The following is a 26,697-nucleotide window of genomic DNA, read 5'->3' as shown; positions in this document are numbered from 1 at the left end:
ATGACCGTGACGACGACCGACAGGCCCACCCCCTCACCCGCACGCTCGCGCGTCGCCCGCGTGGTGTCGACTCCGGTGCGGCGGCACCTGCTCGGCGCTCTGCTGGCCCTCGTCGTGGTGATTCTCGTGCTGGAGAGCGTCAGCACGTTCCGGCAGAGTCAGCTGACGTCGGTGGCGTATCTCGCGATCGCCGCGGCCGGACTGACCGTGCTCACCGGACTCAACGGTCAGCTCTCCCTCGGGCACGGTGCGTTCATGGCGGTCGGCGCGTACACCGCGGCACTGATGTTGCGGGCGAACGAGTCCGGCTGGTCGGTGCCCCTGGTCCTGATCGCGGCCACCGTCGTGGCCGGTCTGGTCGGGGTCGTCGTCGGGGTCGCCGCGGCGCGATTGCACGGGCCCTATCTGGCCGGCGCGACGTTGGCGCTCGCCGTCGCGGTCCCTGGTCTCGCTCTGTACTTCTCGGAGTACCTCGGGGGCGAGCAGGGTCTCATCGTGCCCAGTCCCGACGTGCCGTCCGCGCTCGACGACATCGCCTTCTTCGTCACCGGGAACGAACTGACGTCCACGAAGTTCGTGGCCTACGTCGGGTGGTTCCTGCTCGTGCTGGTGTTCTTCCTGCTGGCCAACGTGTCGTCGAGTCGCGTCGGACGGCGTTGGCGCGCCGTGCGTGACGACGAGGTGTCGGCCGAGATCGCGGGGATCGACCTCGGGCGGGCACGGGTGCTGGCCTTCGTGGTCAGTGCCGCGTGTGCCGGTGCCGCCGGGGCGGTCATGGCGATGGCCTCCCGCATCGCCGCGCCGAGCGGGTTCACGCTGGTGTTGTCCCTGACTCTGCTCTCCGCTGTGGTCATCGGCGGACTCGGTTCGCTGACAGGCGCTCTCATCGGTGCCGCGCTCCTCACCTACATCCCGCCGGTCGTGACCAACCTGGGCCTCGACGCCGGGTTGAGCAGCCTGCAGGCCGCGGAACTCGCGCCTCTGGTCACCGGCATCTTCACCGTGGTCGTGATCCTCTTCGCGCCACTCGGACTGGTCGGCACGGTCCGCGGTCGTCTCGTACAGCGTCGTCTGAAGAGAGAAGGAGTTCGATGAACAGGGTCCGAACATGGGCGCAGCGGGGCACCGCTCTCGCTGCGGCCGTCGTACTGGTGGCCTCGTGCGGTGCGGGTGGCCGTGAGGAGGCGGAGGAGTCCACGGAGGGCTCGACCGTCGGGATCACCGACACCTCGGTGAAGATCGGTGCGCACTATCCCCTGACGGGAGTCGCCGCTCCCGGGTACAGCGAGATCCCCACGGGCGCCAAGGCCTACTTCGACTACGTCAACGCCGCCGGCGGGGTGAACGGTCGGCAGATCGAGTACCTCGTGCGTGACGACGCGTACGACCCGACCACCACCACACAGGTGGTCAACGAGCTGGTCCTGCAGGACGAGGTGTTCGCGATGGTCGGCGGTCTGGGCACCGCGACACACAGCGCGGTCATCGACTTCCTCAACGAGGAGGGCGTCCCCGATCTGTTCGTGTCCTCGGGCGCGATCATGTGGGGCAACGATCCGGCCAAGTACCCCAACACCTTCGGGTGGCAGCCCGACTACCAGGTCGAGGGCAAGATCATCGGCGACTGGGTGCAGAAGAACCGGCCGGACGCCAAGGTGGGCCTGTTCCTGCAGGACGACGACCTCGGCCGCGACAGCGAGGCCGCGGTGCGCCAGTACCTCGAGGATCAGATCGTCGGCGTCGCTCGCTACACGTCCGGCAACACCGACGTCGCCCCGCAGATCGCGTCCCTCCAGGCGGCGGGTGCCGATCTGATCCTGGGCTTCAACGTCCCGTCGTACACGGCACTGAGCCAACTGGTCTCCCGCCGACTGAACTACACGCCCGAATGGTTCTACAGCTCCATCGGTTCCGACGTGGACCTCGTGGGGTCGCTGCTCGGACGCTTCTCCCAGGGCGCGGTGACCGACGGCGCCTCGTCGCTCGAGAACATGATCTCCCTCGAGTACATCCCCGGCATCGACTCGCCGGACAACCCGTGGACGCAGTTGTGGCAGAAGGTGTGGGCCGCCAACGGAACCGGTGAGGAGCTGACCAACTACCGCATCTACGGCATGAGCCACGCCTACGCCTTCGTGCAGGCCCTGCAGGCCGCGGGTGAGAACCCGACCAGGGAGGCGATCGTGTCGGCGCTGCAGTCGCAGGGCAAGGACCTGCCCGGCCCTCAGCTCGCCCCGTTCCGCTACTCCGAGGACAGTCACCTCGGCATCTCCGGTGCCAGCGTCTACAAGATCACGAACGGAAAGCCGGAGAACCTGACCCCGGTCCTGGTCACGGACATCGGCGACTCGGCCGTCGAGGAGTACACCGGTGAGGAGGCGACCCCACCGGAGAGCGGGATTCCGGACACCCAGCCGGCCGGATGACCCGGTCGGCGGGATGACGGTGGCGGGGGCGTCGACACGCCCCCGCCGCGGGTCAGTGACGCTCTGCCGACCCCCACGTCCAGTCCTTCACCTCGGGCATGTCCTCGAGATGCTCGACGACGTAGGACCGGTGACGCTCCAACTGGTTCCGACAGTGATCGGCCAGATCGGCACTGTGTTCGGGCACGCGTCGCGCACGTCGCAGCGCGTCGAGGACGAGGTGGTATCGGCTCATCTCGTTGACGACCACCATGTCGAACGGCGTGGTGGTCGTTCCCTGCTCGCGGAAGCCGTGCACGTGGAATCGGGAGGCACCGGTGCGTCCGTGCAGGAGTTCGTGCACCGCGCGCGAGTAGCCGTGGAAGCCGAAGACGACGTCGGTGTCCGCCGTGAAAAGGTCCACGAACGTCTCCTCGGGCATGCCGTGCGGGTGGTCGCGCACCGGCATCAACGCCATCAGATCGACGACGTTCACCACCCGCACCCGAAGATACGGAACCCATTCGCGGAGCAGTTCGGCTGCGGCCAGGATCTCCTGTGTCGGAACGTCACCGGCGCTCGCGAGCACGATGTCGGGACTGTCCGGGACCTCGGGCCGGCCGGCGGTGCTCGCCTCGGTGCCCGCCCACTCCCAGATCGACGCTCCCCGGGCGCAGTGTTCGTGTGCCTCGTCCAGCGTGAGGTACTGCAGGTGCTCCTGCTTGTCCACGACGATCAGGTTCACGTGGTCCCGGCTGCGCAGGCAGTGGTCGGAGATGGACAGCAGTGTGTTGGCGTCCGGGGGCAGCCACACGCGCACCACCTCGGGGGACAGCGGGATGGCGGCGTCGATCATGCCGGGGCCCTGGTGGCTGAAGCCGTTGTGGTCGTTGCGCCAGCACGTGCTGGTCAACAGGATGTTGAGCGACGCGACGGGTTCGCGCCACCGCAGGTCGCGGGCGTGCTGGAGCCACTTGACGTGCTGGATCATCATCGAGACGCTGACCATCGCGAACGCCTCGTAGCTCGCGAACAGTCCGTGCCCGCCCGCGAGCAGGTACCCCTCCAGCCATCCTTGGCACAGGTGCTCGCTGAGCACCTCCATCACCCGTCCGTCCGCAGACAGCGCCGTGTCCCACTCGGTGGTGGGCAGTTGCCAGCAGCGGTCGGTCACGTCGAACACGGCGTCGAGACGGTTACTGGCCGTCTCGTCGGGACAGAAGAGCCGGAAGGATCCGCCGCCGTCCTCGGTGGTGTTGCGCGAGTAGATGTCTCGGAGCAGCTCGCCGAGCACCTTCGTCGTCCCGTGGAACGTGGTGCCGGGTGCGGGTATGTCCAGGGCGTACGTGTCGAGGGTCGGAATGGTCAACGGTGTGAGGAGTCGTCCGCCGTTGGCGTAGGGCGTCGATCCCATGCGCTTGTCACCCGACGGGGCGAGGTCGGCCAGCTCCTCGACCAGGGTGCCGTTCTCGTCGAACAGTGTCTCGGGCCGATAGGACGACAACCAGTCCTGCAGGAGTCGGAGGTGCGCGGGATTGTCGCGCACTCCGGACAGCGGAACTTGGTGCGCCCTGTTCGTTCCCTCCACGAGAACCCCGTCCACCTCGTGCGGACCGGTCCATCCCTTGGGTGTGCGCAGCACGATCGCCGGCCAGCGCACGCGATCACCGGACCCGGAGCGGGCGGCGCGCTGTGCCTCGCGGATCGTCTCGTGTGCGTTCCTGATCGCCTGTTCCAGATCGCGGAACACCTGGTGCGGATCGTCGCCCTCGACGACGACGGGTGCCCAGCCCTGCCCCGAGAGATACTGTGCGACATCCTCGTCGGAGGTCCGGCCGAGGACCGTCGGCCCCGCGATCTTCGCACCGTTGAGGTGCAGGATCGGGAGCACCGCGCCGTCGCGACGCGGGTTCAGGAAGGCCGGAAGCTTCCACGACGCCGACAGCGGCCCGGTCTCCGCCTCACCGTCTCCGATGACGCAGGCGACCGTGAGGTCCGGGCGGTCGAAGGCGGCACCCGCGGCGTGCACGAGTGCGTAGCCCAGTTCGCCGCCCTCGTGGATGCTGCCGGGTGTGGGCACGCTGACATGGCTCGGAATGCCGCCGGGCGAGGAGAACTGGCGGCACAGCACTCGCAGTCCCTCGACGTCGCGGGAGACCTTCGGATAGATCTCGCTGTACGTGCCCTCCAGATACGTCGACGCGACCAGTGCGGGACCGCCGTGGCCGGGACCGGTGACGTAGAGCCAGTCGGTGTCGGTGCGGCGGATGTGCCGGTTGAGAATCGTGTAGATCATCGACAGGCCGGGGCTCGTGCCCCAGTGCCCGAGAAGCCGGGGCTTGATGTGCTCGGCCCGTAGCGGTTCCCGGAGCAACGTGTTGTCCTGCAGGTAGATCTGCGCGACGGTCAGATAGTTCGCCGCGGCCCACCAGCGCAGGTCGAGCTCCAGGTCGTGATCCTCGTACGGCATGTGCGGTCTCTCCCGACCGGGCGGCCCCGCTCGTCGGCAGTGGCCTACCCGCTGTGCGATGTTCCATGCAGGACGGCCGTCGCGAGAACGGCAGGGTGAGCCCGTCCGGCCCACGTGCCGACAAGGGCGTCGCGATCGGCCGGGTCGTCCAGCGGGACGCGATGCAGGGTGAGCACGGCGGTGCCGACGTCGACGACGGTGTCGGTGCCGCGGGTGTCGACCGACGGCGCGTGGACGTCGGGAACGTCGGCGCCGGACTGTCCGGTTCCGTGGACGAGTGCGGTGACTTCGCGCTCGGGCCCGGGCTCGGCGTACTCGAACGCCGCCTGAGTTTTGCCCGTGAGAACGGTCCGCAGCAGCGTCGCCAGATACACCGGATCGTGCGCCGCGTCGTGAACGTGGCGGGTCCCGAGCACGCTGTGTTCCATGGTGGTGATCAGCGCCGTCTCGGCGCCGGGTAGCGGTGCCGATCGGTACGTGAGAGGCACGTGCAGGATCGTCCCGTCGGCGGCGCGGAGCAGGTGCGACTCCAGTCCCACCTCGCCGTCGGGATCGTCGAAGCGGTAGGCGTCGACGACCTCGAGCGTGCCGGCGTCGACGCCTGCCGCCCACGACTGCAGCGGAACCCACTGCCGCAGCAGGTCGATCTTGGTGGGAACGATGGTCGCGCGATGGATCAGGGCCACGCCGCGCACGCTACGCCGCGGTGTCAGTCCTCGGCGGAGGTCTCTGCGGCAACGGTGCCGAAGATGTCCGCGCGTCCCACGCCGTCGAGTACCGCGTGCCGGAGCTCGGGTGGCACCAGCAACACCTCTCCGCCGACGAGCAGTCCCTGGTCGATGAACGCTCGGAGCTTCGCGGTCACCAACTCCGCCGTCCGCTTGTCCTCGCCCTCGAGGTCGTCGTAGTTCTCGTCCAGGTTGCCCTCGGGCGGGTCCGGCGTCATGGCGGCCAGCACCGCCTGGGCGACGAAGCTGTCGGCCACCGAGGCGGAGACGTCGATCTCGTCGTCGGCGGACAACTGCGCCGTGACGTGCGCCGCGACGACGGTGCGCAGAGCGTCCGCCTCGCGCGCCCGGACGTTCGCCGCGAGTGGTCCGGGAGCGGCGCCGGCGTCCGAGATCTCGACGACGCCGGACGACACGGCGGTGGTCCAGGCGTGGGCGAGTTCGGGCACGTCGGCGGGCATCTGGAACGTCGACGCGGGCACGGTGAGCCCCAGCGCGGCGGCCACCTCCTTCGCGTCGATCGGCCGACCGGTGCTCGACCAGGCGAGCAGGGCGTCGACGTCGCGGACGATCGCGAGCTCGGCCAGTGCCGCCGACTCCGCGTCCGCAGTCACCTCGGGCAGGGTGATGTCCTCGGGCGTCAGCGTGTCGGGGACGCCGTCGACGAAATCGGTGAGGTCCTCCATGCAGTGCTCGTAGTCGGCGTCGCTGCCGCTCCAGATGTCCTCGTCGTCGAGGAACGTCAGATAGGACAGGGCGCTGAACACGAGGTGGAGCGCGGCGTCCTCGCTCGCCTCGGTGTTCTGCGCGAGGACGGATTCGGCGGCGTCGAGAACGAGGTGGGCGTCGTCCGGGGTCCAGGCCGTGGGGGTGAATCCCTCGTGGACCCGGGTGAGTTCACCCAGGAGCGACTCGACGACGCGACGCGTCGGCTCGACGTCTCCCGCGCCCTCCTGAACGGCCATCCACGTCACGAAGCGAGCGAGCACCCGTTCTGTCGTGGACGCCGTCGGCCCCGAGGTCTGTCGGCGTCTCCGCGCCGCGGTCTTGGCGGCGCGCTTCTGCCCGCGGTTGCCCGGTCGGTTGGATCCCATGCGCCGACCTTAATGCGGTCACCGGTCCGGTCGTCCCGTCAGGTCGACGCGGGCTGTGACCCAGATCATGTGTCGTCGGCGCGCGCTTCTCCGTTCTCTGTACGACTCACCTTCATACGAACACGAGCGCGCCCGGTAGGGGCAGCGTCGAAAGGAGTGCATCATGGCCGACTTCATCGAGAAGGCTCAGAACAAGGTCGACGAGGCCGCAGGCGCCGCGAAGAAGAAGGCCGGAGAGGTCACGGGCGACGATTCGCTGCGTACCGAGGGTGCAGCCCAGCAAACCAAGGCAGACGGCAAGCAGACCGCCGACAAGGCCGGTCAGGCTGTCGACGACGCCGCGGGTGCCGTGAAGGACAAGGCCGGGGACGTCGCAGACAAGGCGGAGAACGCGGCGAACAAGGCTTCCGACAAGGCCGACGAGGTCGCGGACAAGGCTGCCGGCAAGGCGAACGAGGTGGCCGACAAGGCCGGGGACGTCGCGGAGAAGGCAGCCGACAAGGCGAACGAGGTCGCTGCCAAGGCGCAGGACAAGGCCGGCGAGGTCGCCGATCGTGCCAAGCACGCCGCGGACAACGTCGCCCAGCAGGTGCGCAGCTTCGACGCGAACTCGTCCGACGTGAAGAAGGCCTCCGCAGTGAGCGCCCCCGTCATCGCCGCCGTCGTCGGTGCGATCGTGGCCGTCGTCGTGGTGCGCCGTCGGCGCAACGCCCCGCGCCGGGTCGCCCAGAAGCGACTGTCGGTCGCGCAGAGCTTCGGTCAGGATCTGGCCGAGACGGTGAAGCACAAGCTCGACCGCTGATCACCGAGAGATATCCGGGTCAATGCTGCGGACTGTTCGTTCGAACGAGGGGGCAGCGTTGATCTGATCACCGTGCACCGTCACCACGGAGCGCAGTGACCACCATCCGAATGCGGCGTCTGCACGGGGCAGGCGCCGCATTCGTGTGTCCGGACACTGCTGACCGGTTCCGCGGGAACCGAACGTGAGTCCTGCCCGTCCATGCCTGCACACGCCGCCGACGACCGGTCGCCGGCGCCGGGCGGGGGGAGCACGGCATGGAACACACGGCTGTCGACGCGGCGATAATGGTGGACGCGGCCAGGGCGTTGGGCAGGGTGTCGCTGGATCTCGAGCGGGAGGTCGCGGAGGCCGCTTCGGTCGTCGCCGCGGTGTCCGCCTCGTGGCAGGGCCTGGCGGCGACGGCGTTCGTCGACGGGTGGGGCACCGTTCATCACGGCGCCCGGTCGGTGGTCGCGGCGCTCGAGGACTCAGCGGGTCGACTCGAGATCGCAGCCATTGCCTATGCGGGACAGGACGACGCGGCCGCGGCCGCGATCGCCGGTGCGGTGTGACGGGCTACCGAGTGGACCTGGCCGAACTGGATGCCGTGGTCGAGAGGCTGACGCGGTTGGCCGAGGCCACGCGGGTCGCCCTCGACGACGTGTCGGTGCGGGTGTCCGCCCTGCCGTGGGAGGGCACGGCGGCAGAGGCTCATCGCGCCGCGCAGAGCGCATGGTCGGCTGGGGCTCGCGAGATGGCGGTCGGTGTCGAGACCATGAGAGACGCTGCGCGCCGGGCACACTCGTCATACACCGCGGCCCTCGAGTCGAACAGCCGCATGTTCGGGCGCGACTGATGGCGCCCCCGGTCGTTCTCGACGTGTCACCCGAGGTCTACGCCGAGGCGGCTCGGTCGGTGTATCGCGCGGACGAGATCATGGCGAGTGCGGTGAACGTCCACCACGGTGCGTCGCGCGCGTGGGCCGCGATGGCGGGAAGCGACGCCGCGGGTGAGCAGTGGGGCCGGGCGTACGACGAAGGCGTCGTCGATCTCTCCCGCGCACTCGCCACGACGTTCTCGGCGACGTCGGTGCTGGCGCGACTCGTCGATCAGGCGGGTGCGAATCACGTTGCGGCGGAGTCGATCGCGGTGGTTCCGAGTACCCCGCCGCCGGCAGGACGGGCACCGTCCGCCGCGCGGCAGCTCGAGTACCCGAGCGCGGTGGGTGACCTCGGCCCGGGGCTCCAGGGTGCGGTGGAGCTGGCCGACGCGGTCGGCGTGCCGTGCCCCAACGGCGACACCGACGCACTGCGGGACGCGTCGAGCGCGTGGATCGTGCTGGGGCAGGCGATGCTCGACGCACGGTCCGAGGTGCTCGGTGCCGCAGCCGATCTGGGTGCCGTGAACGTGCCGGAGCGGGACGCGATGGTGCGGGACCTCCGTCGACTGTCCGAGGCAGTGGAAGCGGTGGCGGGTGCGTGCTCGGGGCTGGCCGCCGCGTGCCACGACTACGCCGAGCAGCTCGAGAAGACGCGCCGCGACATCCGCGACCTGATCGAGCAGTTCGCAGTGGAGGAGGCGGCGGCCGTCGCGGTCGGTATCGGGTTGGCCTTCGTGTCCGCGGGACTGTCGGCCGCGGCGGGAGCGGCGATCACGGCCGGTCGTTTCGCACGTACCGCCTCGAGAGTGCGCGCGGTCATCGCGGCGCTGCACGCGTTCGCTCGGATGCGGCGCACCGAGACGTCGATGGCGACGGTGCGACGAGCTGCCGACGACGTGGAGGATCTGACCACTCGTGTGCCCGTCGGCCTGGACGACGTCGGTGCGGCGGAGCGTGCTGCCGGTCCGCCGCCGGCAGGGTGGTCGTCCACTCGTGCGCTCGACGACCACTTCGCGCGCCACGGCGCCGAGGTGGGTGCACGGTCGGCCGACGAGTACGCCGACCTCGCGGCGCGGTTCCGCACGGAGGGCTCGCACCAGGTCAAGGTCGGCCCGGACGGCACCGTGCGGATGTACGACCCGGAGACCAACACGTTCGCGTCCTATACGCCGGACGGCACCACCAAGACATACTTCAAGCCCGGATCCGGTGCGTCGTACTGGGACCGCCAACCAGGAGTTCCGGAATGACCACTCACCTCTGCCCGGTCTGCCACTACCCCGGTCTCGCGGACCCGCCGTGGTCGGAGGCGGGCCCGTCGTACGAGATCTGCCCGTCGTGCGGCTACGAGTTCGGTGTCACCGACGACGATCTGGGGGTGACGCCCGAATCCTGGCGCCGGCTGTGGATCGACCGCGGGCATCCGTGGAGTTCGACGGCACCGCCGCCGCCCGGCTGGGACGGCGCACGGCAACTCCGGCGCTGACGTGCGGGAAGGCCGGAGGCCGGTCGTTGGACTGCGGGAAGGCCGGAGGCCGGTCGGTGGACTGCGGGAAGGCCGGAGGCCGGTCGGTGGATCTCCAGTGTCAGGGGAGCAGGTGCGAGTACGCGGAGCACGTGGAGGCGACGCCGATGTAGACGAGTCCGTCCGACTGCTCGTCCGACCATCCGCGCACCCGCGTCCGGTCGGCGGTGTCGGCGAGGATGTCGACTCCGGTGCGTCCGACGGCGAGGTCTCGGCAGATCGAGGTGACCGAGGTGTCCATGAAGGCGGCGGTGTCCGGGTCGGTCGGGTAGCCGGCCATCTGCATGATCTCGGCGAAGGCGTCGAACGGTTCCTCGGCGGCCTGCTGGGCGAGGGGAGCGATCTGCACCGCCGGAGTGTCGAGGGCGACGGGCGAGTCGACTGCGGTGACCGGCGCGGCGGGTGCGGGGGCGTCCGAGGCACTGGCCGTGGCGGGGGCACTGTCGGACAGCACCATGGTGGTGGTGGCTGCGCCGGCGAGCACGGTCACTGCGGCGCCGATCACCGCGATCCGTCGTCCGGTGCGAGTCGGTCGCCGATGTGCTGGCATCACGTGTCCTCGGTTGGTGGGTCAGTCGCTGACTTATACCCATTTCCGAGCAGAATGTTACTGGAGTCTCACAGGAATCAGGGAGGACGCGCGCATGGAGAAGGTGACGGCCCGGACTCTCGGGGCGTGGGTCATCACGGTGAATCCCCGCAGGACCGACGTCGCCTCGTTGCTTGCCGACGGGCACGCGGGCGGTGACTGGTGCGTGGCGCCCAACTACCGTTCGCGCCTCATGGCGGCCGGTCAGCCCATCCTGCTGTGGGTGAGCAACCGATCCGGCGTGCACCCCGCGCGGGGATTCTGGGGCGTGGGGACCGTGCTCGGCCCCGCTGTCGACATGCACGATCCCGACGATCCGCGCCTGCACGTTCCCACCGAGATCACCACGCTCGGCGAGCCCGTGACGGCCGCGGAGTGCGCCGGGACGGCCGGGCTGGACCGACTCGAGATGCTCCGGTCGCCCCAGCAGTCGAATCCGTCCGTGGTCACCGCCTCGGAGTGGTCGCTCCTTCGCGCTCGTCTCGAACGGGCACCGGAGGCGCCCGGCCTTCTCTAGTGTCCGAGGTATGACAGCTGATGTTCGCGCGAGCACGGTCGACGCAGTCCTGACGAGGTCGGCGCGTCGGTACCCGGACCGGGCAGCCCTGGAGTTCGACGGTCGAACGCACACCTATGCGGAACTGGACGCGGCGGTGTCCCGCGTCGCTCGGTACCTGGTGTCGACGGGGCTCGCACCGGGAGAGCGGGTCGCGGCCTACGGCACCAACTCCGACTCCTACATCGTCGGGCTCCTCGCCTGCTGCCGTGCCGGGCTGGTGCACGTGCCGATCAACTACGCCCTCGTCGAGGACGAATTGACCTACCTGGTCGGCCAGTCCGGTGCTCGCGCGCTGCTGGTCGACGACGCTCTGGCGCCGGCGGTCGACGCCGTGCGGACGGGTCTCGATCTCGACGTCGTGCTCTCTCTGCAGGAGCTTCTCGACCTTCCCGACGTGTCGGTCGCGCTGCCCACGGTGCTGACCACCGATCTCGCCCAGTTGCTGTACACCTCGGGAACGACGTCGAAGCCCAAGGGCGCGATGATGTCTCACGGTGCGCTGGTGAGCGAGTACGTCTCGTCCGTCCTGGCACTGGCGTTCACCGCCGACGACGCCCCGCTCATCGCGATGCCGCTGTACCACTCGGCCGGCATGCACGTGTTCGCCCTGCCGTACCTGTCGGTCGGCGCGACGGTGCGCCTGATGGCGAAGCCGGACGTCGCGGAGATCCTGCGCCGCGTCGAGGCCGACCGCATCGGTTCGCTGTTCCTGGCGCCGACGGTCTGGGTCCCTCTGGCGGGACACCCGGATCTCGAGACCCGCGATCTGTCGTCCCTGACCAAGGCGCAGTACGGGGCATCGATCATGCCGGTCACGGTGCTGGAGCGGCTGCGGGCGCGGTATCCGGACCTTCGGTTCTTCAACTGTTTCGGACAGTCGGAGATCGGTCCGTTGGCGACGGTGTTGCAGCCGGAGGAGCACGATGCACGGCCCGCCTCGTGCGGGCGCGCCGTCTTCTTCGTCGAGACGCGGGTGGTGAACGCCGACGGTGAGGACGTGGCGGACGGTGAACCCGGCGAGATCCTCTACCGCTCACCGCAGTTGTGCGACGGGTACTGGGAGAACCCGGACGCCACGGCCGAGGCCTTCCGCGACGGATGGTTCCACTCCGGTGATCTGGTGACCCGGGACGCGGAGGGATTCGTGACGGTGGTGGACCGCATCAAGGACGTCATCAACACCGGCGGCATCCTGGTGGCGTCGCGGGAGGTCGAGGACGCGATCTACACCCATCCGGCGGTGGCCGAGGTCGCGGTGATCGGCGTTCCGGACGAGAAGTGGATCGAGGCGATCACGGCGGTGGTGACGGTGAAGGACGGTCGTGCGGTGACCGCCGAGGAGATCATCGCCCACGTCTCGGGTCGCATCGCACCGTTCAAGATTCCCAAACAGGTGCGGTTCATGGACGAATTGCCGCGTAACCAGAGCGGCAAGCTGCTCAAACGCGCGCTGAGGTGATCGAACCCGCGTTCGGCGTGTTACCTGTGTGACTGGTGTGACTGGTGGTACTTCTGACACCGAGAGCTTCCGCGTGTCGCGGTAGCCGAGTCGGTCGGGGAGTGCGGTCATGCAGGTCGGTAGACGCGTTGCGCAGATTCTGTTGGTGGTGGCGACGGTGATCGCCACCCTGTCGGTGCCGACCGCGTCGGCGGCGAGTCCCTATGTCGGGCGTCAGGGCATCGGGCTCAACGGCATCGACTTCCGGAGCAGCTCGAGCGCTCAGCAGGCGCAGGCGACCCGGGTCGCGGGCACGGGCGCCAAGTGGGTCCGCATCGAGATCGACTGGTGGTACGTCCAGGACGGTGGGCCGACCGCCTACAACTGGTCGGGTCCGGACGGTGCTGTGGCGGCGGCCAAAGCGAAGTCCCTCAACGTCCTGCTGCTCATCCAGAAGACACCGCCGTGGGCTCGGACCACCAGCGACGGCAGCACACCGCCCACGAACCCGGACGACTACGCGACGTTCGCCGCCAAGGTCGTGAGCAGGTATGCGCCGCAGGGGGTTCGGTCGTTCGAGGTGTGGAACGAGCCGAACCTGTGGATGTTCTGGGCCGATCCGGTGACGGGTAAGCCGAACGTGCAGGGTTACGTCGATCTGCTGAAGGCGGCCTACCCGAAGATGAAGGCCGCCACCACCAGCACCATCAGCATCGTGGCCGCCGGACTGTCCCCCTACGGCACCACGGGTCAGAGCCCGGAAGGGCACGCCGTCTCACCGATCACCTACCTCGATCGAATGTACGACCTCGGCGCCGGACCGTACTTCGACGCCGTCGGCTGGCACCCGTACACCGCGCCCGCGTTGCCGAACGACACTGCCGACTGGAACGCGTGGTCGCAGATGAGCGTCGACTTCACCAATCCCGACGGCACGATCTACCAGAAGAGCGCGCGCACGATCATGACCGAGAACGGCGACGCCGGGAAGCTCATCGTCATGACCGAGGCCGGCGCCGCTACCGCGGGCGACCCGAGCGTCAGCGAGCAGGTACAGGCGACGGCCTACCGACAGGCCGTCGACAACCGCCTGTCCTACTCGTGGGCCGGGCCGATCTTCTTCTACGAGACCACAGACCGCGCCGCGATGACCGCGGTGAACCCCGACAAGGAGAACTACTTCGGGGTCTACCGCTCGAACGGGGTGGCCAAGCCGGCGGTGACCGTTCTCAAGAGCGTGCGCTGAGCTCACTCACACCCGACGCCGTCTCCGTCGCGGTCCAGGTGCGAGCCGTAGCCGGGGTCGCCCACGCGGACGGGCGCTGCGCCGGCGTTCCGAGCCGCGGTGCAGTTCGTGTAGTACGTCGATCCGGACGACTCGGGAACGACGGCCGGCGCGACGTACGGAGCCGGTGCGGGTACCGGCGCGACGAACGGCACGGGCGCCGGGACATAGGCGCGGTCGACGTCCGGCACGTCGACGTCCGGCACGTCGACGTACGGGGTCTCGACGTACGGCACCGTCGTGGTGGGCGGCGGTGCGTACACGGTGACGGTCTCGGGAGTGGTCGTGACGGCAGTGGTCGTCGACGTGGTGGTGGTCGGCCGCGGGGTGGTGGTCGTCGCGCGGGGAGTGGTGGTCGGTGCGGCCGACGTGGTGGTGAGAGTGGTCTCCGCGCTCGCGGCGACGGGTTCGGGTTCCTGCATCAGCCCCAGTCCGACGACGGACAGGCCCACGAAGGCGGCGACAGCGGCCGTGATCTTGCCCTTGTTGCCCTTCTTGCGGGCCTCGATGTGGGGCGGCTGGAACGGCGGCGGATACGCGGTCATGCAGGTCCTCAGGTGAATGGCAGCAACGGGTCACACCACACGTCGCGCGGGGCGCGCGGCACGTTACAGGGTGGTCGGTTTCCGCCGGAACGCGCTGCTCAGGGCAGTGCGGTCAGAGTTCGGACCACGTCCGAAGAATGCAGGACATCGGTGACCACGCGATCGATCCGCCCGGCGTCCTCCGCGCCGACGAGCCGTTCGATCTTCTCCAGTATCTGTGCGTGGTCCAACGGGAAATGGTCGACGTCGCCCACCGGATCCGGTGAACCCGCCGACACGGTCTCGCCGGAGACGAGAACGATGTCGACCTCCGCGGCGCGTCGGTCGGGCAGCAGCGCCGTGAGCGCGGGCGACGACTCGACGTCCACCCGTGCGCTGAACTCCTCCGCCGCACGGAAGGTCGCGCTGCCGGGCGTCAGGGTCTCCACGTCGATGCTTCCGGCCACCACCGCGGCGGACACGACGAACGGCAGCGAGAACATCGCACCGAGCCGCGTCGAGGGGTGCCGACCGAACAGGGGTTCCGCCAGCGCGTGGGTGCGGACGCGCACGCTCGCGATGTCGGCGATATCCAGGTTCGTGCGCAGAGCCTGCACGATGTCGACGGCGGCGTGGGTGTACGAGCAGCTGGCATGGCGCTTCGCGTACCCCTGATCGAGGGCGAACGTGCCGTCCGGCGCGGGTGCGAGCTTGTCGGCATCGAGAGTGCCGACGATGTCCCCCAGAGTCGTCGCCGCCGCGCCGCTGTTGTGCACCAGTCCTGCCGAGGACAACCGCGCGGCGTCGAGTCCCGCACGGACGGCGCCGCCGATCCACAGGTTCCGGGCGAAGTTGCCCGCGAGCACCACGGCCCACGGTGCGACGTGCACGAGCGCGGTCGAGGCGTCGATCGCGGCCGCCGTGCGCTCGGCGTCGAGATCCCACACGACGGCAGCGGCGGCGGCGGCGCCGGTCGCTCCCCAGTGTCCGTGGGTGTGCCACTTCGGGTCGCGGGTCAGTGCGGCGCCGAAGCGGGTGGCCACCTCGTAACCGGCCACCACGGCGGCGACGAACCGGTCGCCCGACACCGGCTGCGCGCTGAGGCGGGCCGCTGCGACGGCGGCCGGGAGCACATGGGCGGCAGGGTGACCCGCCGCGTACTTGTTGCCCTCGTCCAGTTCGAGGCAGCACGAGGCGATCGCGTCCAGGTAGGCCGCCGTCTCCACGCCGGTGTGGGCGCCGCGGCCGACGGTGGCCGTCGTGCCCGGTTCGGTTCGCCACCGCGTGAGAAGCGCGGTCAGTTCCGGTGTCCGCGCTCCCGCCAGGGTGACGCCCAGAAGGTCGAGCAGCACGGTGCGGATCCGACTCTCGTACGCGGTACCGGTCGCGGGGAGGTCCACGCAGAACCGCGCCAGATCGTCGATGCGCATCCGCACCTGTTCCGCTGGAAGGAACGCCGTCGAGTCGGTCATGCGACAACGCTAGGACTGACACTCGTGCTGGTCAATACATCTGCCGGACGTGATCAGGGCTGCTAGGGTCGGCATCGACAACAGTCAGGCACCCCGGTGTCTCCGGTGTCGATCCGCTCAGCGGAACAGTGCGCACCGTGAACCCAGTCCAGAGGAGAGAATCGAGCCATGTCGGACAGACTTCTCGAGGCCGTCACGGCCGGTGTACGCACGGTCGATCTCGGACGCCAGCTGCGGGTCGGTATGCCGCAGTCGCCGAATCACCCGCAGTTCTGGCACACGCTTCCGCGTCGGCACGGTGACATGACCCGGTCGGACGGCGGCAGCGCCGCGAACGACATGATCACCACCGGAACGCATGTCGGAACCCACATCGACGCGCTCGCCCATGTCTCCCACGAGGGGAAGATGCACGGCGGTGTCGACGCGGCCGAGGCCGGTGTCGGCGGCAAGTACGTCGAGCTCGGCGTGCACACGATCGCGCCGATGATCCGCCGCGGCATCCTGCTCGACATTCCGGCCGTGCGCGGAACCGAGCGACTCGAGGGCGGCGACGAGATCACGGTCGACGACCTCGAGTCCGCCTGTGCCGCCCAGGGTGTCGAGGTGTCGGCCGGCGACGTCGTGCTGATCCGCAGTGGGTGGGCGCAGTTGTTCGACGAGGGTCAGCCCTATGTCGGTGGTCCGTCCGGGGTTCCCGGCGTCGGCGAGCCCGGCGCGCAGTGGCTCGCGTCCCGAGAGGTGCACGCTGCGGGCGCCGACACCATCGCCTTCGAGCGCCTCGCGCCGGGCGGTGGCCACGCGCTGCTCCCCGCTCACCGAGTTCTGCTGGTGGAGAGCGGCATCTACATCATCGAGGCCCTCGATCTCGAGGAGCTCGCACGCACCCGGACGTACGAGTTCACCTTCGTCCTGGTGCCGCTCAACATCTTCGGCGCCACCGGATCGCCGGTGCGCCCCCTCGCGGTGGTGTCGGCATGACCGAGTCCACACTCGCCCGCACGCTGGCGGAGTTCGCGGTGGAGCACTCGTTCGACGATCTGCCTGTCGACGTGGTCGACAGCATCGGGCTCCGCGTCCTCGACACGCTCGGGATCGCGATCGCGGCCACGGAACTCGACACCAGTGCGATGGCCACCGCGTGGGCGCGGGAGCAGGGCGGCCGGGCCGTCGCCTCGGCCGTCGGCGTGGAGGAGAACCTGCCGCCTACCCTCGCGGCCTTCGTCAACGGGGTGCTCGCGCACTCCCTCGACTTCGACGACACCCACCTGCCCTCGGTGCTGCACCCCAGCGCGTCGGTGGTACCGGCCGCACTCGCCGCGGCGCAGCAGCACGGTGCCTCCGGCCGGGACCTGGTGCGCGGTATCGCCATCGGCCTCGAGGTGTGTGTCCGCCTCGGCATGGCGGGTTTCGATCCGGAGACGAAGAACTCGGTGTTCTTCGAGAACGGGCAGCACGCCACGTCCATCTGTGGAGCCATGGGCGGTGCGGCCGCTGCCGCGGTGATCGGCGGCGCCTCGGCCGACGGCATCGTCGACACGCTCGGTATCGCGGCGTCGATGGCGGCCGGCATCATCGAGGCGAACCGCACCGGTGGCACGGTCAAGCGCATGCACTGCGGGTGGGCGGCGCACTCCGGCGTGTCCGCGGCGGGTCTCGCTCGGCACGGCATCACCGGACCGCCGACGGTGCTCGAGGGCAGGTTCGGATTCTTTCAGGCGTGGCTGCACCAGAGCGGGCGCGCCGCCGAGATCACCGACGGCCTGGGCAGCACCTGGGCCGCGCCAGGTCTCTTCGTGAAGCCCTACCCGGCCAACCACTTCACGCACGCGGCTCTCGACGCGGCGGCCGCGTTGCGAAGTCGGGGCATCACGCCCGCGGACGTCGAGCGGTTCGTCCTCGGTGTCCCCGCCGCCAACCTCCGGACCATCGGCGAACCCATCGAGGTCAAGCGCACCCCGCAGACCGGGTACATGGCTCAGTTCAGCGGACCCTACGCGGTGGCGGTGGGCATGCTCGGTGGCGGTGGACTCGGTGCGGTACTGGACGACTACACCGACGAGAAGGCCACGTCGACGGAGCGTCGCGACATCATGGCGCGCGTCGACGTCGTCCCGGACGCGCAGTGCGACGCCATCTTCCCGCACCAGTTCCCGGCCGTTCTCACTGCGTATCTCAGCGACGGCACCACCGTCGTCGAAGAGGTGTTGACCACGCGCGGTGGACCGGAGCGGCCGTTGTCGTTCGAGGACGTTCGAGCGAAGTTCGCGGCCAACGTCGACGGCCTGCTGAGCGTGCAGGCAGCCGACGCCTTCGCAGCGCAATGCGCCGGCCTTGCCGATCTCGAGGACCCGGGCGTGCTGTTCGATTCGATTCGCACATTGGGGAATTAGAGTCGGACGCGGGCCAGGATCTCCCGGGCGCCGCGGACCACGGCCTCGTCGACGAAGCGTCCGTCGTCGTCTACCGTGGGCCCGCCGGCCGCCCGGTCGAACAGGTCGACGAGGCGTTCGGCCCGACGCACGTCGTCCGCCGCCGGTGTCAGGGCATCGTTGATCACGGGCACCTGACCGGGATGCACCGCGGTGCGGGAGCGGAAGCCCATGTGCACGAAGTGCGCGGTGGTGGTGACGAATGCGTCGAGGTCGCGGAACTCGGTGGAGGTCGGTGCGATCGGTGCCTCCAGACCCGCTGCTGCGCAGCCGATCACGATGTCCGCGCGGATGGCGTCGACCACGTGGTCGGTGTCCGCCGCGCGGGTGATCCGCAGATCGGCCAGCAGGTCCACCTCGCCGATGCCGACGGTCACCAGTCGGGAACTGCTCGCCAGGTCGGTCAGGCCGCGCAGGGCGGCCGCGGTCTCCACCAGACCCACCATCGCGATGTCCGCGTCTCCGAGTCGCTCGTCCGCCTCCGCGAGGGAGGCCGCCCCGCACTTGGCCACGATGATCCCGGTGACGCCGGGTCGCGCCGCCGCGACGAGGTCCTCGGCGAGGAACTCGGGTGTCACGCGAACCCACACCTGCGCTCCACCGTCGCGCGGTCGGTCCAGCCACTGCGCGACATCGGTTCTCGCCGTGTCCTTCTGCGCGAGTGGGACCGCGTCCTCGAGGTCGAGGATGACGGCGTCGGCCGGTCCCGAGACGGCCTTGTCGAACAAGGCGGGCTTCACGGCCGGCACGTAGAGGAACGAGCGCGGCATGCGGCGGGTCATCGGGCGGCCCGCGCTTCGAGGCTCTGCGTGATCGCGCGCGCGGCGGCCAGCACCTGACCGGCGTGCGCCACGTGATCGTCGTCGGCGGTGGAGGAGTAGCGGAAGGCCGGTCCGGAGGAGCTGACCGAGCCGAGCACGTGGCCGGCCGCGTCGAAGAACGGGGCGGCGATGGAGGCGGCGCCGGTGTTGCGCTCGTTGATGGAGGTCCCGTAGCCGGTGTCTCTGATCTCCTGGAGCCGGGCCAGGAACGTCGTCTCGTCGGCGTCCGGAGCGCTTCCCCGCAGCTCCTCGAAGGCTTCGTGCGCGTAGTGCGGCGGAAGGAACGCGAGGATGGCGCGGCTCGAGGCGCCGGAGTGCAGCGGGTACTGCGGGCCGATCTCCACCACCATCTTCACCTCCTGCGGGCTCTCGTACTGGTCCAGGTAGACCCGCCGATGCCCCACCAGGACGGACAACGTCGCCGTCTCGAGGGTCTGCGCACGTAGTCGGCGCAGGATGGGAGCGGCGATGGAACGGACGTCGAGCTGGCTCCATGCCTTCGTACCGAGTCCGATGGCCGCCGGGCCGAGGGAGTAGGTGGACTCGCCCGCCACCGGCTGCACGATCGAGCGCGATGCCAGGGACTGCAGGATCCGGTGCACCACAGCCTTGCTCAGGTCCAGGCGGCGCGCGAGCTCCGTGACTCCCAGTGCCCGGTCGGACTGCGCGAAGGACAGCAGGACGTCGGCCACCCGATCCGCCGATTCGGTTCCCGTCGACGCGGAGTCGGTGCCGGTCGAGCTGGTAGTTGCGGCCATGGGGCCAACCTTCCACATTCGCTGAGTACGTGCGCGGCTTCGGCGCGTTCCGCTGAGCGAACCATACCCGTAACAAGAAAGTCATCAAAGAGCCTGTTCTGACCCAGTGATGCGTGTAATACTCAGTACTGCAGGGAATAGCCACCCACTAAGTGGTGCGCTGAGCGGAACACAGACCGTGTCCTTCGGTCACACGGTTTCCCGAGACTCGGCGCCTCGATCGGCGCGGAAGGCAGATCCAATCATGAGAAAAGTCGTAGGCGTGCTCGCCGCAGTGGCCCTTCTGGGCACGGCTGCGTGTGGATCCTCGTCCGGATCGGACGGTTCGGGTCCCATCAAGATCGGATCCGTGCACCCCACCACCGGTGCGCTGGCCGGTGTCGGTGGACTGATGAACGACGGTGCCGCACTGGCCGTCGAGGACATCAACGGTGCCGGCGGCATCTCCTCGCTCGAGGGGCGTCCACTGGAACTCGTCACCGGTGACAGCCAGGGCAAGGCGGAGGTCGGCCAGAGTGAGGCGCAGCGTCTGATCGACGACGGCGCAGTCGCCCTGGTGGGCACCTATCAGAGTGACGTGACGCAGAACGTCGCATCGGTCGCCGAGCGCTCGCGAGTGCCGCTGGTCATCGACGTCGCGGTCGACGACAAGATCCTCGACCAGGGTTACCAGTACGCGTTCCGTATCCAGCCGAACGCCTCCAGCATGGGTACCGACGGCGCCAAGGCGCTCGCGGCCATCGAGGAGCAGACCGGCCAGCCGATCGATCGCGTGTCGTACCTGCACATCGAGGGCTCGTTCGGTGACAGCGTGTTCGACGCCTTCGAGAAGGAGGCCGCGAATCAGGGCATCTCCTCGGTGCAGGAGATCACGTACCCGGCCACCAACTTCTCCGACGCCACGACGCAGGTGCGCGAGGCCGCGGTCTCCAACCCCGACGTCATCGTCGCGACGGGCTACTACCCGGACGGTCTGCTGATCGCGAAGGCCGTCGAGCAGTTGAATGTCGACGTCAAGGGTGTCTACGGCATCGCCAACGGCGCCTTCGACGACAGTTCCTTCCCGTCTGCCGCCGGCACCGCCGGTGAGGGTGTGCTGTCCGCCAATTACCACTTCGATGCCACCAGCGATCGAGTCAACGACATTCGCTCGCGCTTCGAGGAGAAGTACGGCCGTCCGATGGAGACGGCGGCGATGCTGTCGTACCAGGCCGTCGAGGTCATCGCGGCCGGACTCGAGGACGGCGCCGACGCAGATCCGGAAGCGTTGCGCGAGGCTATCTCCGGGGTCACCATCGACGACCCGCTGCTCGCCTTCTCCGGTCCCATCCAGTTCGACGAGACCGGTCAGAACTCCAACGCGACGGTCATCGTGATGCAGGTGCGCGACGGCCAGGTCACCCAGGTCTTCCCGGACGAGTTCGCCACCGAGGCCATCGAGTTCCCCGCGGGAGCGGGCCGGTGACGGTCGTCGCCGAGAGCGCGGCCACGGAGAAGACCCGGCGCGCCGTGAATCCCGGCGTCGCCGTCGGGGGAGCGCTCGTGGTGATCCTCGCCGTCATCTTCTTCGTCGGCGGTAAGGACCAGGGCCTGGTCGGCCAGGCCATCGTGTCCGGTCTGCTGCTCGGCGGGGTCTACGCGCTGATCTCGGTCGGCCTGACACTCATCTTCGGTGTGCTCGGCATCGTGAACTTCGCCCAGGGCGCGATGCTCACCCTGGCGATGTACATCGTGTACGCGCTGTCGACGGCGGGGTTGCCCGTCTACGTGGCAACGCTTCTCGCAGTTCCCGTCATGTTCGTGTTCGGCATGATCGTGCAGGCCACCCTGCTCACCAAGCTCACCATCGGCGGGAGCCACGAGGGGCCGCTGCTGGTCACCCTCGGGTTGTCGTTGCTCATCATCAACGTGCTCCTCATGGTCTTCGGTGGTCGGCCCAAGTCGGTGGAGGCGCCCGTGGACGGATCGATCTCGATTCTCGGCACCGTCGCGGCCTGGCCTCGGGTGCTCGCGTTCGTCGGTGCCGCGGTCGTGGCCATTGCGCTGAAGTCGGTGCTCGAACGCACGCGCCTCGGGTTGTCGATCCGCGCGGTGGCGTCGAACTCGGAGGGCGCCAAGCTCGTCGGAGTCGACATCGGCCGTGTCTACGCGCTGACGTTCGGTATCGGCGCGGCCTGCGTGGCCGTCGCCGGCGGACTGATGACACCGTTCACGTCTCTCACCCCGTCGGTGGGCGAGCAGTTCACGATTCTCGCCTTCGTCATCGTGGTGCTGGGCGGTCTCGGCAGTGTCGTCGGAGCCATGGTCGGCGGCATCGTCATCGGTCTGGTCCAGACGGTCGGCGCCCTGTACCTCCCCGGTACCGGATCGCTGATCCTCGTCTTCGCCGTGTTCGTCATGGTGCTCTTTCTCAAGCCCGAAGGTCTGTACGGAGGACGCCGATGACCACCACGACGGATGTCTCGACGGACTCCGCGTCCGACACGCGGCTGAAGGACTCCTGGCTGCGACGCCAGTTGCTCACGCTCGTCATCGGATTCGTGGTCGTCGCCGCGTTCCCGCTCGTGCTCGGCGAGCAGGCGCAGACGGTCGCGGTCCGGACATTGATCTTCGCGATCATGGCGGTCGGCTGGAACCTCATGAGCGGCTTCGGCGGCATGTTCAGCTTCGGTCACGCGGCGTTCTTCGGCATCGGCGCGTACACCGGTGCGTATCTGCTGGTGGAGCACGGCATCTCGCCGTGGATCTCCATGCTCGTCGGCGCCGTGGTGTCCGCCGCGGTGGGCACCACCATCGCCTACCTGTGCTTGCGCTACCGGCTGGCCGGGTCGTACTTCGCCCTGGCGACGTTCGCCTTCGCACAGATGTTCCTGCTGCTCGTGCAGAATCTCGAGGTCTTCAACAAGACCGAGGGCTTCAACGTGCCGATCCTGCCCCGTGATTCGTGGTGGATGCTGCAGTTCGAGAAGGGCAGTGCCAACTACCTGTGGATCCCGTTGGTGATCCTGGCGCTCGCGGTGCTGGGCACCATCTTCTACGTCCGGTCCCGGCCGGGGCAGTACGTGCAGGCGATCCGCGACGACGCCACCGCGGCAGCGTCTCTCGGCATCGACACGATGAAGTACCGGCTCATCGCGGTCGCGGCGAGCTGCGCCCTCACGGCCGTGGCCGGCGTGTACTACGTGCAGTACTACTTCTTCGTGGGCCCCGAGCAGGCGTTCGGATCCGCGGTGTCCGTCGAGGCCATCGTCCCGGCCGTCATCGGCGGCATCGGGACCATCTGGGGACCGGTGCTCGGCGCCGCGGTCATCGGGCCGCTGTCGGAGCTCATCAACGAGCTGCTGCGCAACCCGCCCGCGTTCCTCGAGTTCCTCCAGGGATCCATCGGACTCGACGTGGCGGTCTACTCGGTGATTCTCATCCTGATCGTGATCTTCCTGCCCAAGGGGATCTTCGGCACGATTCGCGAGAGGTGGCGCAAGTGAGCGTCCTCAGTATCGAGAATCTCAGCAAGTCGTTCTCGGGCATCCACGCGGTGCGCGACGTCAGCATCGACGTTCCGGACGAGCAGTTTCTCGGCATCATCGGCCCCAACGGCGCCGGCAAGACCACCCTGTTCTCGCTGTTGGCCGGCGAGCAGCCGCCGACGTCGGGTCGCGTGATCTTCGACGGCACCGACATCACGGGGTGGCCCGCGGACCGCATCGCGCGCGCTGGGCTGGTGCGTACGTTCCAGTTGATGCGGCCGTTCGAGTCGATGTCCGTTCTCGAGAACGTCACCATCGCCGCACTGTCCAAGCGTAAGTCGCGTAAGGACGCGCGTCGGCACGCTCTCGAGGTACTCGACCGGGTGCAGCTCTCCGACCAGGTGGGCGGGACGGTGTCGACGATGTCGACGGCCGGACTCAAGCGCCTGGAGCTGGCCCGCGCTCTTGCCATGGAACCGCGGGTGGTCCTGCTCGACGAGGTGCTCGCGGGACTCGTTCCGGCGGAACGTGCGCCGATGATCGAGCTGCTGCGCTCCCTGCACAGCGGCGGGCAGACGGTCCTGTTCGTCGAACACATCATGGCCGCGGTCATGGCGTTGTCCGAGCGTCTGGTCGTCATGCACGAGGGCGCGGTCCTCACAGCGGGGGATCCGCGCACCGTCATCGAGGACCACCGCGTCGTCGAGGCCTATCTGGGTGAGGAGACCGCATGATGCTCGAGATCGACGATCTGCACGCCGGCTACCGGCGACTGGAGATCCTGCACGGTGTCACGATGCATCTGGAGAAGGACGAGATCGTCTCTCTCATCGGAGCCAACGGCGCCGGCAAGACCACGACGCTGCGCGCCCTGTCGGGTCTGGTCACGCCCAGCAAGGGCCGCATCATGTTGGACGGCAGCGACATCAGTGGCAACCGCGCCGATCGCATCGTCCGGTCGGGACTGGTGCACGTCGCCCAGGACCGCGCACTCTTCGGTTCGCTGCCGGTCTCCGAGAACCTGGAGATGGGCGCGTACACCCAGAAGCGAGGGTCCACGAAGGAGTCGCTCGACCGCGTCTTCGATCTGTTCCCCATTCTCGCCGAGCGGCGGACCCAGCGCGCGGACACCATGTCCGGCGGTCAGCAGCAGATGCTGGCCATCGGCCGCGCCATGATGTCGAAGCCGCGTGTGCTCACCCTCGACGAACCGTCCGTCGGCCTGGCGCCGAAGCTCGCCGCCGAAGTCCTCGAGGCCATCGTGCGGATCCGCGAGACCGGGGTGACCGTGCTGATCGTCGAGCAGAACGCCGCACAGGCACTCGCGATCTCCGACCGCGCCTACGTCATCGAGAGCGGATCCATCGTGCTCACCGGTACGGGAGCCGAGCTCGCCCACGACGATCGTGTCAAGGCTGCGTACCTCGGCATCTGATGCCGCACCTCTCGTCAGGAGTTTCCCCGTGCGATTGCTCGCATACACCCCCATCCATGTCGACTTCGCCGAGTTCCGGCGACGTCAGGAGCGGTACGACGCACTGAGCCCGGTGGGCGTGTCCGTCGTCCTGCGCAACATCGGTCCCGATGCTCCGCGCGCGCTGGACACCGAGGCCGACGTCCGAGCGTCCGAAGTGGCGCTGGCCGCCGCCTTCCGCGCGTCCGATCCGGACGAGTTCGACGGATACCTGCCCGACTGCGTGCTCGATCCGTGTGCGGAGGAGGCGGACTCCTTCGAGCGTCCCCTGTACGGACTGACGCGACTCACCGCGTCGTTCTACGCCTCGCAGGGCCACCGCCTCGGCGCCCTCGCCCGCAATGCCGCCATCGCTGCCGAACTCGACCGCCGCGTGGCGGGTTACGGCATCCCCGCCGAGCCGACCGTCGTCATGGACCTGTCGTTCGACGACATCGCGGACTCGCGGGCCTGGGCCGATGCGGTCACCGTCCACGCTCGTGCGCTGACGTGTTCGGTGGCCATCAACGCGTGCTCGGCGGTCGATCTCACCGGGCCGCGAACCACACCGCTGGTCGTGGATCCCACGGCCACGGCCCTGCGCCTGCTCGCACTGCGCGACGAGCTGGAGCCGGCATCGTGAGCGCGGACGGACCCGATCTGATCGTCGCCGGCGCCGGCGGCGGACTGATCGCCGCGCTGCGTGCCGCCGAGCACGGACTCGACGTGCTGGTCGTCGAGGCCAGCGACCACTTCAAGCGCGGCAACAACACTGCGATGTCGACGGCCATGATCCCCGGTGCGGGGTCCCGCTGGCAGCGTGAGGCGGGCATCGGGGACTCCCCGGAGACGTTCGTCGAGGACGTGCTCCGCAAGACGAAGGGCACGGCCGACGCAGAACTCGCCGGAGCCCTCGCCCGCGTGAGCGCGCCACTCGTCGAATGGATGGCGGATCACCTCGACGTGCCGTTGTCGCTGGTCACCGATTTCGCCTACCCCGGTCACTCGGCACTGCGCTGCCACACCGTCGAGGGTCGGCACGGAAGCGTGTTGCTCGAGCACCTGGTGCGCGCGGTGACGGCGGAGCCGCGCATCGACGTTCTGGCACCGGCCCGGCTGACCGACGTCCGCGTCGACGACGGTCGCGTCACCGCCGCGGTGATCACGCTCCCGGACGGATCGACCGAGACGATCCCCACCGACGCGGTGTTGTTGGCCACCAACGGGTACGGCGGCGACCACGAGCGGGTCGCCACCCACGTCCCCGAGATCGCGCAGGCTCGCTATCACGGCAGCGAGCACTCCCGCGGAGACGCGCTCACCATCGGTGACCGTCTCGGCGCCGCGACCGCGTATCTCGATGCGTACCAGGGGCATGCGGCGCTGTCGAAGAAGGCGTCGACCCTGGTCGGGTGGGCCACCGTCATGCACGGGGGCGTCGTCCTCGACCTCACGGGGCGGCGCTTCGGTGACGAGACGACGGGCTACTCCGAGTACGCCGCCCATCTCGCGGCCCGCCCGGAGTCCGAGGGCGTCATCGTCATCGACCGCGACATCCACGACAAGTGTCTGTCGTTCACCGACTTTCGTCAGACGGTCGATTCGGGCGCCGTCGTGTGGGCGGACACGCCGGCCGAGCTGGCCGACGCGCTGGGGCTCCCCGCCGATGTCGTCGTCGACGAACTCGCGGCCGTCGAGAGGTACGCACGGGGTGAGGCGTCGGACCCGCACGGGCGCACCTCGTTCGAGCACGAGCTCACCGGGCCGTACGCGGCGATCCGCATCGTCCCAGCGCTGTTCCACACCCAGGGCGGCCTCGTCGTCGACGGGAACGCTCGGGTCCTGCGACTCGACGGCACCGCGATCGAGGGACTGTTCGCCTCCGGCGGCGCTGCGATGGGCATCTCGGGCCACGGCGCCGCGGGGTACCTCGCCGGCAACGGATTGCTGCCCGCACTCGGACTCGCTTATCTGGCCGCAGATGTCGTGGCCGGTACTCATCACTAGAGAAGG

27 protein-coding genes are annotated in these 26,697 nt (G+C 69.0%); 19 read left to right on the top strand and 8 right to left on the bottom strand.

The genetic code is table 11. The features are described from left to right. On the top strand, positions 1–1,095 hold the full coding sequence (locus tag HQ306_RS17985; RefSeq protein WP_222632953.1) for a branched-chain amino acid ABC transporter permease: 1,095 nt from the start codon (positions 1–3) through the stop codon (positions 1,093–1,095). After that, positions 1,092–2,426 carry an ABC transporter substrate-binding protein gene (locus HQ306_RS17980; protein ID WP_222632952.1) on the top strand — a complete coding sequence of 445 codons (1,335 nt, stop codon included), beginning with the start codon at positions 1,092–1,094 and terminating at the stop codon, positions 2,424–2,426. The genes HQ306_RS17985 and HQ306_RS17980 overlap by 4 nt, the downstream gene beginning before the upstream one ends. Positions 2,427–2,478: 52 nt before the next feature. Here the strand turns inward: HQ306_RS17980 and HQ306_RS17975 are convergent, their stop codons facing one another. From HQ306_RS17975 to HQ306_RS17965, 3 genes are read right to left on the bottom strand one after another with little or no spacing between them, the layout of a single operon-like run. Beyond that, complete coding sequence (locus HQ306_RS17975; protein WP_222632951.1) at positions 2,479–4,875, bottom strand: phosphoketolase; 2,397 nt, start codon at positions 4,873–4,875, stop codon at positions 2,479–2,481. A 44-nt stretch (positions 4,876–4,919) separates the two neighbouring features. Next, positions 4,920–5,561, bottom strand: coding sequence for a hypothetical protein (locus HQ306_RS17970; RefSeq protein ID WP_222632950.1), 642 nt, complete (start codon positions 5,559–5,561; stop codon positions 4,920–4,922). Positions 5,562–5,584: 23 nt separating this feature from the next. Beyond that, positions 5,585–6,697 (bottom strand): hypothetical protein, encoded by a 1,113-nt coding sequence (locus HQ306_RS17965; RefSeq protein WP_051613118.1) that lies wholly within the window; start codon positions 6,695–6,697, stop codon positions 5,585–5,587. Between the two features lie 163 nt (positions 6,698–6,860). Between HQ306_RS17965 and HQ306_RS17960 the strand changes: the two genes are divergently transcribed. The 5 genes from HQ306_RS17960 to HQ306_RS17940 all read left to right on the top strand — a co-directional run bounded on the left by HQ306_RS17960 (position 6,861) and on the right by HQ306_RS17940 (position 9,847). Beyond that, on the top strand, positions 6,861–7,499 hold the full coding sequence (locus HQ306_RS17960) for a hypothetical protein (protein WP_222632949.1): 639 nt from the start codon (positions 6,861–6,863) through the stop codon (positions 7,497–7,499). Positions 7,500–7,756: 257 nt separating this feature from the next. Then, positions 7,757–8,053, top strand: a complete 297-nt coding sequence (locus HQ306_RS17955; RefSeq protein ID WP_222632948.1) for a WXG100 family type VII secretion target — start codon at positions 7,757–7,759, stop codon at positions 8,051–8,053. Further along, entirely contained in the window at positions 8,050–8,337 is a 288-nt protein-coding gene (locus HQ306_RS17950) for a WXG100 family type VII secretion target (protein ID WP_308115571.1), read from the top strand. Before HQ306_RS17955 ends, HQ306_RS17950 begins: the two co-directional genes overlap by 4 nt. After that, positions 8,337–9,611 (top strand): hypothetical protein, encoded by a 1,275-nt coding sequence (locus HQ306_RS17945; RefSeq protein WP_222632947.1) that lies wholly within the window; start codon positions 8,337–8,339, stop codon positions 9,609–9,611. Before HQ306_RS17950 ends, HQ306_RS17945 begins: the two co-directional genes overlap by 1 nt. Then, positions 9,608–9,847, top strand: coding sequence for a hypothetical protein (locus tag HQ306_RS17940; protein ID WP_027504748.1), 240 nt, complete (start codon positions 9,608–9,610; stop codon positions 9,845–9,847). The genes HQ306_RS17945 and HQ306_RS17940 overlap by 4 nt, the downstream gene beginning before the upstream one ends. Positions 9,848–9,947: 100 nt before the next feature. Here HQ306_RS17940 and HQ306_RS17935 read toward each other — a convergent pair whose 3' ends face one another. After that, on the bottom strand, positions 9,948–10,436 hold the full coding sequence (locus HQ306_RS17935; RefSeq protein WP_222632946.1) for a hypothetical protein: 489 nt from the start codon (positions 10,434–10,436) through the stop codon (positions 9,948–9,950). 94 nt (positions 10,437–10,530) lie between these two features. On the opposite strand from HQ306_RS17935, the gene HQ306_RS17930 reads away from it, so the two are divergent. The 3 genes from HQ306_RS17930 to HQ306_RS17920 all read left to right on the top strand — a co-directional run bounded on the left by HQ306_RS17930 (position 10,531) and on the right by HQ306_RS17920 (position 13,718). Beyond that, a complete protein-coding gene (locus tag HQ306_RS17930) occupies positions 10,531–10,992 on the top strand; it encodes a hypothetical protein (RefSeq protein ID WP_056442050.1) in 462 nt (153 codons plus the stop codon). Between the two features lie 10 nt (positions 10,993–11,002). After that, positions 11,003–12,493, top strand: coding sequence for a fatty acyl-CoA synthetase (locus tag HQ306_RS17925; RefSeq protein ID WP_222632945.1), 1,491 nt, complete (start codon positions 11,003–11,005; stop codon positions 12,491–12,493). 109 nt (positions 12,494–12,602) lie between these two features. Further along, positions 12,603–13,718, top strand: coding sequence for a cellulase family glycosylhydrolase (locus HQ306_RS17920; protein WP_222632944.1), 1,116 nt, complete (start codon positions 12,603–12,605; stop codon positions 13,716–13,718). 2 nt (positions 13,719–13,720) lie between these two features. Here HQ306_RS17920 and HQ306_RS17915 read toward each other — a convergent pair whose 3' ends face one another. Together HQ306_RS17915 and HQ306_RS17910 are read right to left on the bottom strand one after the other, a co-directional pair. Then, positions 13,721–14,302: an excalibur calcium-binding domain-containing protein gene (locus tag HQ306_RS17915; RefSeq protein WP_222632943.1), complete on the bottom strand. Its 582-nt coding sequence runs from the start codon at positions 14,300–14,302 to the stop codon at positions 13,721–13,723. Positions 14,303–14,400: 98 nt separating this feature from the next. After that, complete coding sequence (locus HQ306_RS17910) at positions 14,401–15,753, bottom strand: MmgE/PrpD family protein (RefSeq protein WP_222632942.1); 1,353 nt, start codon at positions 15,751–15,753, stop codon at positions 14,401–14,403. A 168-nt stretch (positions 15,754–15,921) separates the two neighbouring features. Between HQ306_RS17910 and HQ306_RS17905 the strand changes: the two genes are divergently transcribed. Continuing rightward, positions 15,922–16,734 carry a cyclase family protein gene (locus HQ306_RS17905; protein ID WP_056442061.1) on the top strand — a complete coding sequence of 271 codons (813 nt, stop codon included), beginning with the start codon at positions 15,922–15,924 and terminating at the stop codon, positions 16,732–16,734. After that, on the top strand, positions 16,731–18,146 hold the full coding sequence (locus HQ306_RS17900; protein ID WP_222632941.1) for an MmgE/PrpD family protein: 1,416 nt from the start codon (positions 16,731–16,733) through the stop codon (positions 18,144–18,146). The genes HQ306_RS17905 and HQ306_RS17900 overlap by 4 nt, the downstream gene beginning before the upstream one ends. Here HQ306_RS17900 and HQ306_RS17895 read toward each other — a convergent pair. Beyond that, positions 18,143–18,955, bottom strand: a complete 813-nt coding sequence (locus HQ306_RS17895) for a CoA ester lyase (RefSeq protein ID WP_222632940.1) — start codon at positions 18,953–18,955, stop codon at positions 18,143–18,145. The genes HQ306_RS17900 and HQ306_RS17895 overlap by 4 nt on opposite strands. Positions 18,956–18,963: 8 nt before the next feature. After that, on the bottom strand, positions 18,964–19,764 hold the full coding sequence (locus HQ306_RS17890; protein ID WP_037184784.1) for an IclR family transcriptional regulator: 801 nt from the start codon (positions 19,762–19,764) through the stop codon (positions 18,964–18,966). A 244-nt stretch (positions 19,765–20,008) separates the two neighbouring features. Here HQ306_RS17890 and HQ306_RS17885 point away from each other — a divergent pair, with 244 nt between their 5' ends. Genes HQ306_RS17885 through HQ306_RS17855 form a run of 7 tightly spaced genes read left to right on the top strand, consistent with a single transcriptional unit; the run spans position 20,009 to position 26,691 of the window. Continuing rightward, the gene (locus HQ306_RS17885; protein ID WP_222632939.1) at positions 20,009–21,229 is read left to right on the top strand and encodes an ABC transporter substrate-binding protein; all 1,221 of its coding nucleotides are present in this window, start codon (positions 20,009–20,011) and stop codon (positions 21,227–21,229) included. Further along, positions 21,226–22,209, top strand: a complete 984-nt coding sequence (locus tag HQ306_RS17880) for a branched-chain amino acid ABC transporter permease (RefSeq protein WP_027504755.1) — start codon at positions 21,226–21,228, stop codon at positions 22,207–22,209. Before HQ306_RS17885 ends, HQ306_RS17880 begins: the two co-directional genes overlap by 4 nt. Beyond that, the gene (locus tag HQ306_RS17875; protein WP_056442070.1) at positions 22,206–23,249 is read left to right on the top strand and encodes a branched-chain amino acid ABC transporter permease; all 1,044 of its coding nucleotides are present in this window, start codon (positions 22,206–22,208) and stop codon (positions 23,247–23,249) included. Before HQ306_RS17880 ends, HQ306_RS17875 begins: the two co-directional genes overlap by 4 nt. Beyond that, the gene (locus HQ306_RS17870; protein WP_197027740.1) at positions 23,246–23,965 is read left to right on the top strand and encodes an ABC transporter ATP-binding protein; all 720 of its coding nucleotides are present in this window, start codon (positions 23,246–23,248) and stop codon (positions 23,963–23,965) included. Before HQ306_RS17875 ends, HQ306_RS17870 begins: the two co-directional genes overlap by 4 nt. Continuing rightward, a complete protein-coding gene (locus tag HQ306_RS17865; protein ID WP_056442074.1) occupies positions 23,962–24,666 on the top strand; it encodes an ABC transporter ATP-binding protein in 705 nt (234 codons plus the stop codon). Before HQ306_RS17870 ends, HQ306_RS17865 begins: the two co-directional genes overlap by 4 nt. A gap of 28 nt (positions 24,667–24,694) precedes the next feature. Further along, positions 24,695–25,327: a hydantoin racemase gene (locus tag HQ306_RS17860; protein WP_222632938.1), complete on the top strand. Its 633-nt coding sequence runs from the start codon at positions 24,695–24,697 to the stop codon at positions 25,325–25,327. Further along, entirely contained in the window at positions 25,324–26,691 is a 1,368-nt protein-coding gene (locus tag HQ306_RS17855; protein WP_222632937.1) for an FAD-binding protein, read from the top strand. Before HQ306_RS17860 ends, HQ306_RS17855 begins: the two co-directional genes overlap by 4 nt. Positions 26,692–26,697: the final 6 nt, after the last annotated feature.

Origin of the sequence: Rhodococcus sp. BP-160 (assembly GCF_019836205.1) — a bacterium.
Taxonomy (GTDB): domain Bacteria; phylum Actinomycetota; class Actinomycetes; order Mycobacteriales; family Mycobacteriaceae; genus Rhodococcoides.
This window is presented reverse-complemented; position numbering and strand designations above follow the sequence as displayed.

Excerpts from the sequence above, each read along its gene's own strand:
- HQ306_RS17965 (WP_051613118.1), bottom strand. The coding sequence starts at position 6,697 with ATGGGATCCAACCGACCGGGCAACCGCGGGCAGAAGCGCGCCGCCAAG.
- HQ306_RS17955 (WP_222632948.1), top strand. The coding sequence starts at position 7,757 with ATGGAACACACGGCTGTCGACGCGGCGATAATGGTGGACGCGGCCAGG.
- HQ306_RS17960 (WP_222632949.1), top strand. The coding sequence starts at position 6,861 with ATGGCCGACTTCATCGAGAAGGCTCAGAACAAGGTCGACGAGGCCGCA.
- HQ306_RS17915 (WP_222632943.1), bottom strand. The coding sequence starts at position 14,302 with ATGACCGCGTATCCGCCGCCGTTCCAGCCGCCCCACATCGAGGCCCGC.
- HQ306_RS17920 (WP_222632944.1), top strand. The coding sequence starts at position 12,603 with ATGCAGGTCGGTAGACGCGTTGCGCAGATTCTGTTGGTGGTGGCGACG.
- HQ306_RS17900 (WP_222632941.1), top strand. The coding sequence starts at position 16,731 with ATGACCGAGTCCACACTCGCCCGCACGCTGGCGGAGTTCGCGGTGGAG.
- HQ306_RS17975 (WP_222632951.1), bottom strand. The coding sequence starts at position 4,875 with ATGCCGTACGAGGATCACGACCTGGAGCTCGACCTGCGCTGGTGGGCC.
- HQ306_RS17905 (WP_056442061.1), top strand. The coding sequence starts at position 15,922 with ATGTCGGACAGACTTCTCGAGGCCGTCACGGCCGGTGTACGCACGGTC.
- HQ306_RS17945 (WP_222632947.1), top strand. The coding sequence starts at position 8,337 with ATGGCGCCCCCGGTCGTTCTCGACGTGTCACCCGAGGTCTACGCCGAG.
- HQ306_RS17895 (WP_222632940.1), bottom strand. The coding sequence starts at position 18,955 with ATGCCGCGCTCGTTCCTCTACGTGCCGGCCGTGAAGCCCGCCTTGTTC.
- HQ306_RS17930 (WP_056442050.1), top strand. The coding sequence starts at position 10,531 with ATGGAGAAGGTGACGGCCCGGACTCTCGGGGCGTGGGTCATCACGGTG.
- HQ306_RS17910 (WP_222632942.1), bottom strand. The coding sequence starts at position 15,753 with ATGACCGACTCGACGGCGTTCCTTCCAGCGGAACAGGTGCGGATGCGC.
- HQ306_RS17980 (WP_222632952.1), top strand. The coding sequence starts at position 1,092 with ATGAACAGGGTCCGAACATGGGCGCAGCGGGGCACCGCTCTCGCTGCG.
- HQ306_RS17925 (WP_222632945.1), top strand. The coding sequence starts at position 11,003 with ATGACAGCTGATGTTCGCGCGAGCACGGTCGACGCAGTCCTGACGAGG.
- HQ306_RS17940 (WP_027504748.1), top strand. The coding sequence starts at position 9,608 with ATGACCACTCACCTCTGCCCGGTCTGCCACTACCCCGGTCTCGCGGAC.
- HQ306_RS17890 (WP_037184784.1), bottom strand. The coding sequence starts at position 19,764 with ATGGCCGCAACTACCAGCTCGACCGGCACCGACTCCGCGTCGACGGGA.
- HQ306_RS17875 (WP_056442070.1), top strand. The coding sequence starts at position 22,206 with ATGACCACCACGACGGATGTCTCGACGGACTCCGCGTCCGACACGCGG.
- HQ306_RS17865 (WP_056442074.1), top strand. The coding sequence starts at position 23,962 with ATGATGCTCGAGATCGACGATCTGCACGCCGGCTACCGGCGACTGGAG.
- HQ306_RS17885 (WP_222632939.1), top strand. The coding sequence starts at position 20,009 with ATGAGAAAAGTCGTAGGCGTGCTCGCCGCAGTGGCCCTTCTGGGCACG.
- HQ306_RS17985 (WP_222632953.1), top strand. The coding sequence starts at position 1 with ATGACCGTGACGACGACCGACAGGCCCACCCCCTCACCCGCACGCTCG.
- HQ306_RS17935 (WP_222632946.1), bottom strand. The coding sequence starts at position 10,436 with ATGCCAGCACATCGGCGACCGACTCGCACCGGACGACGGATCGCGGTG.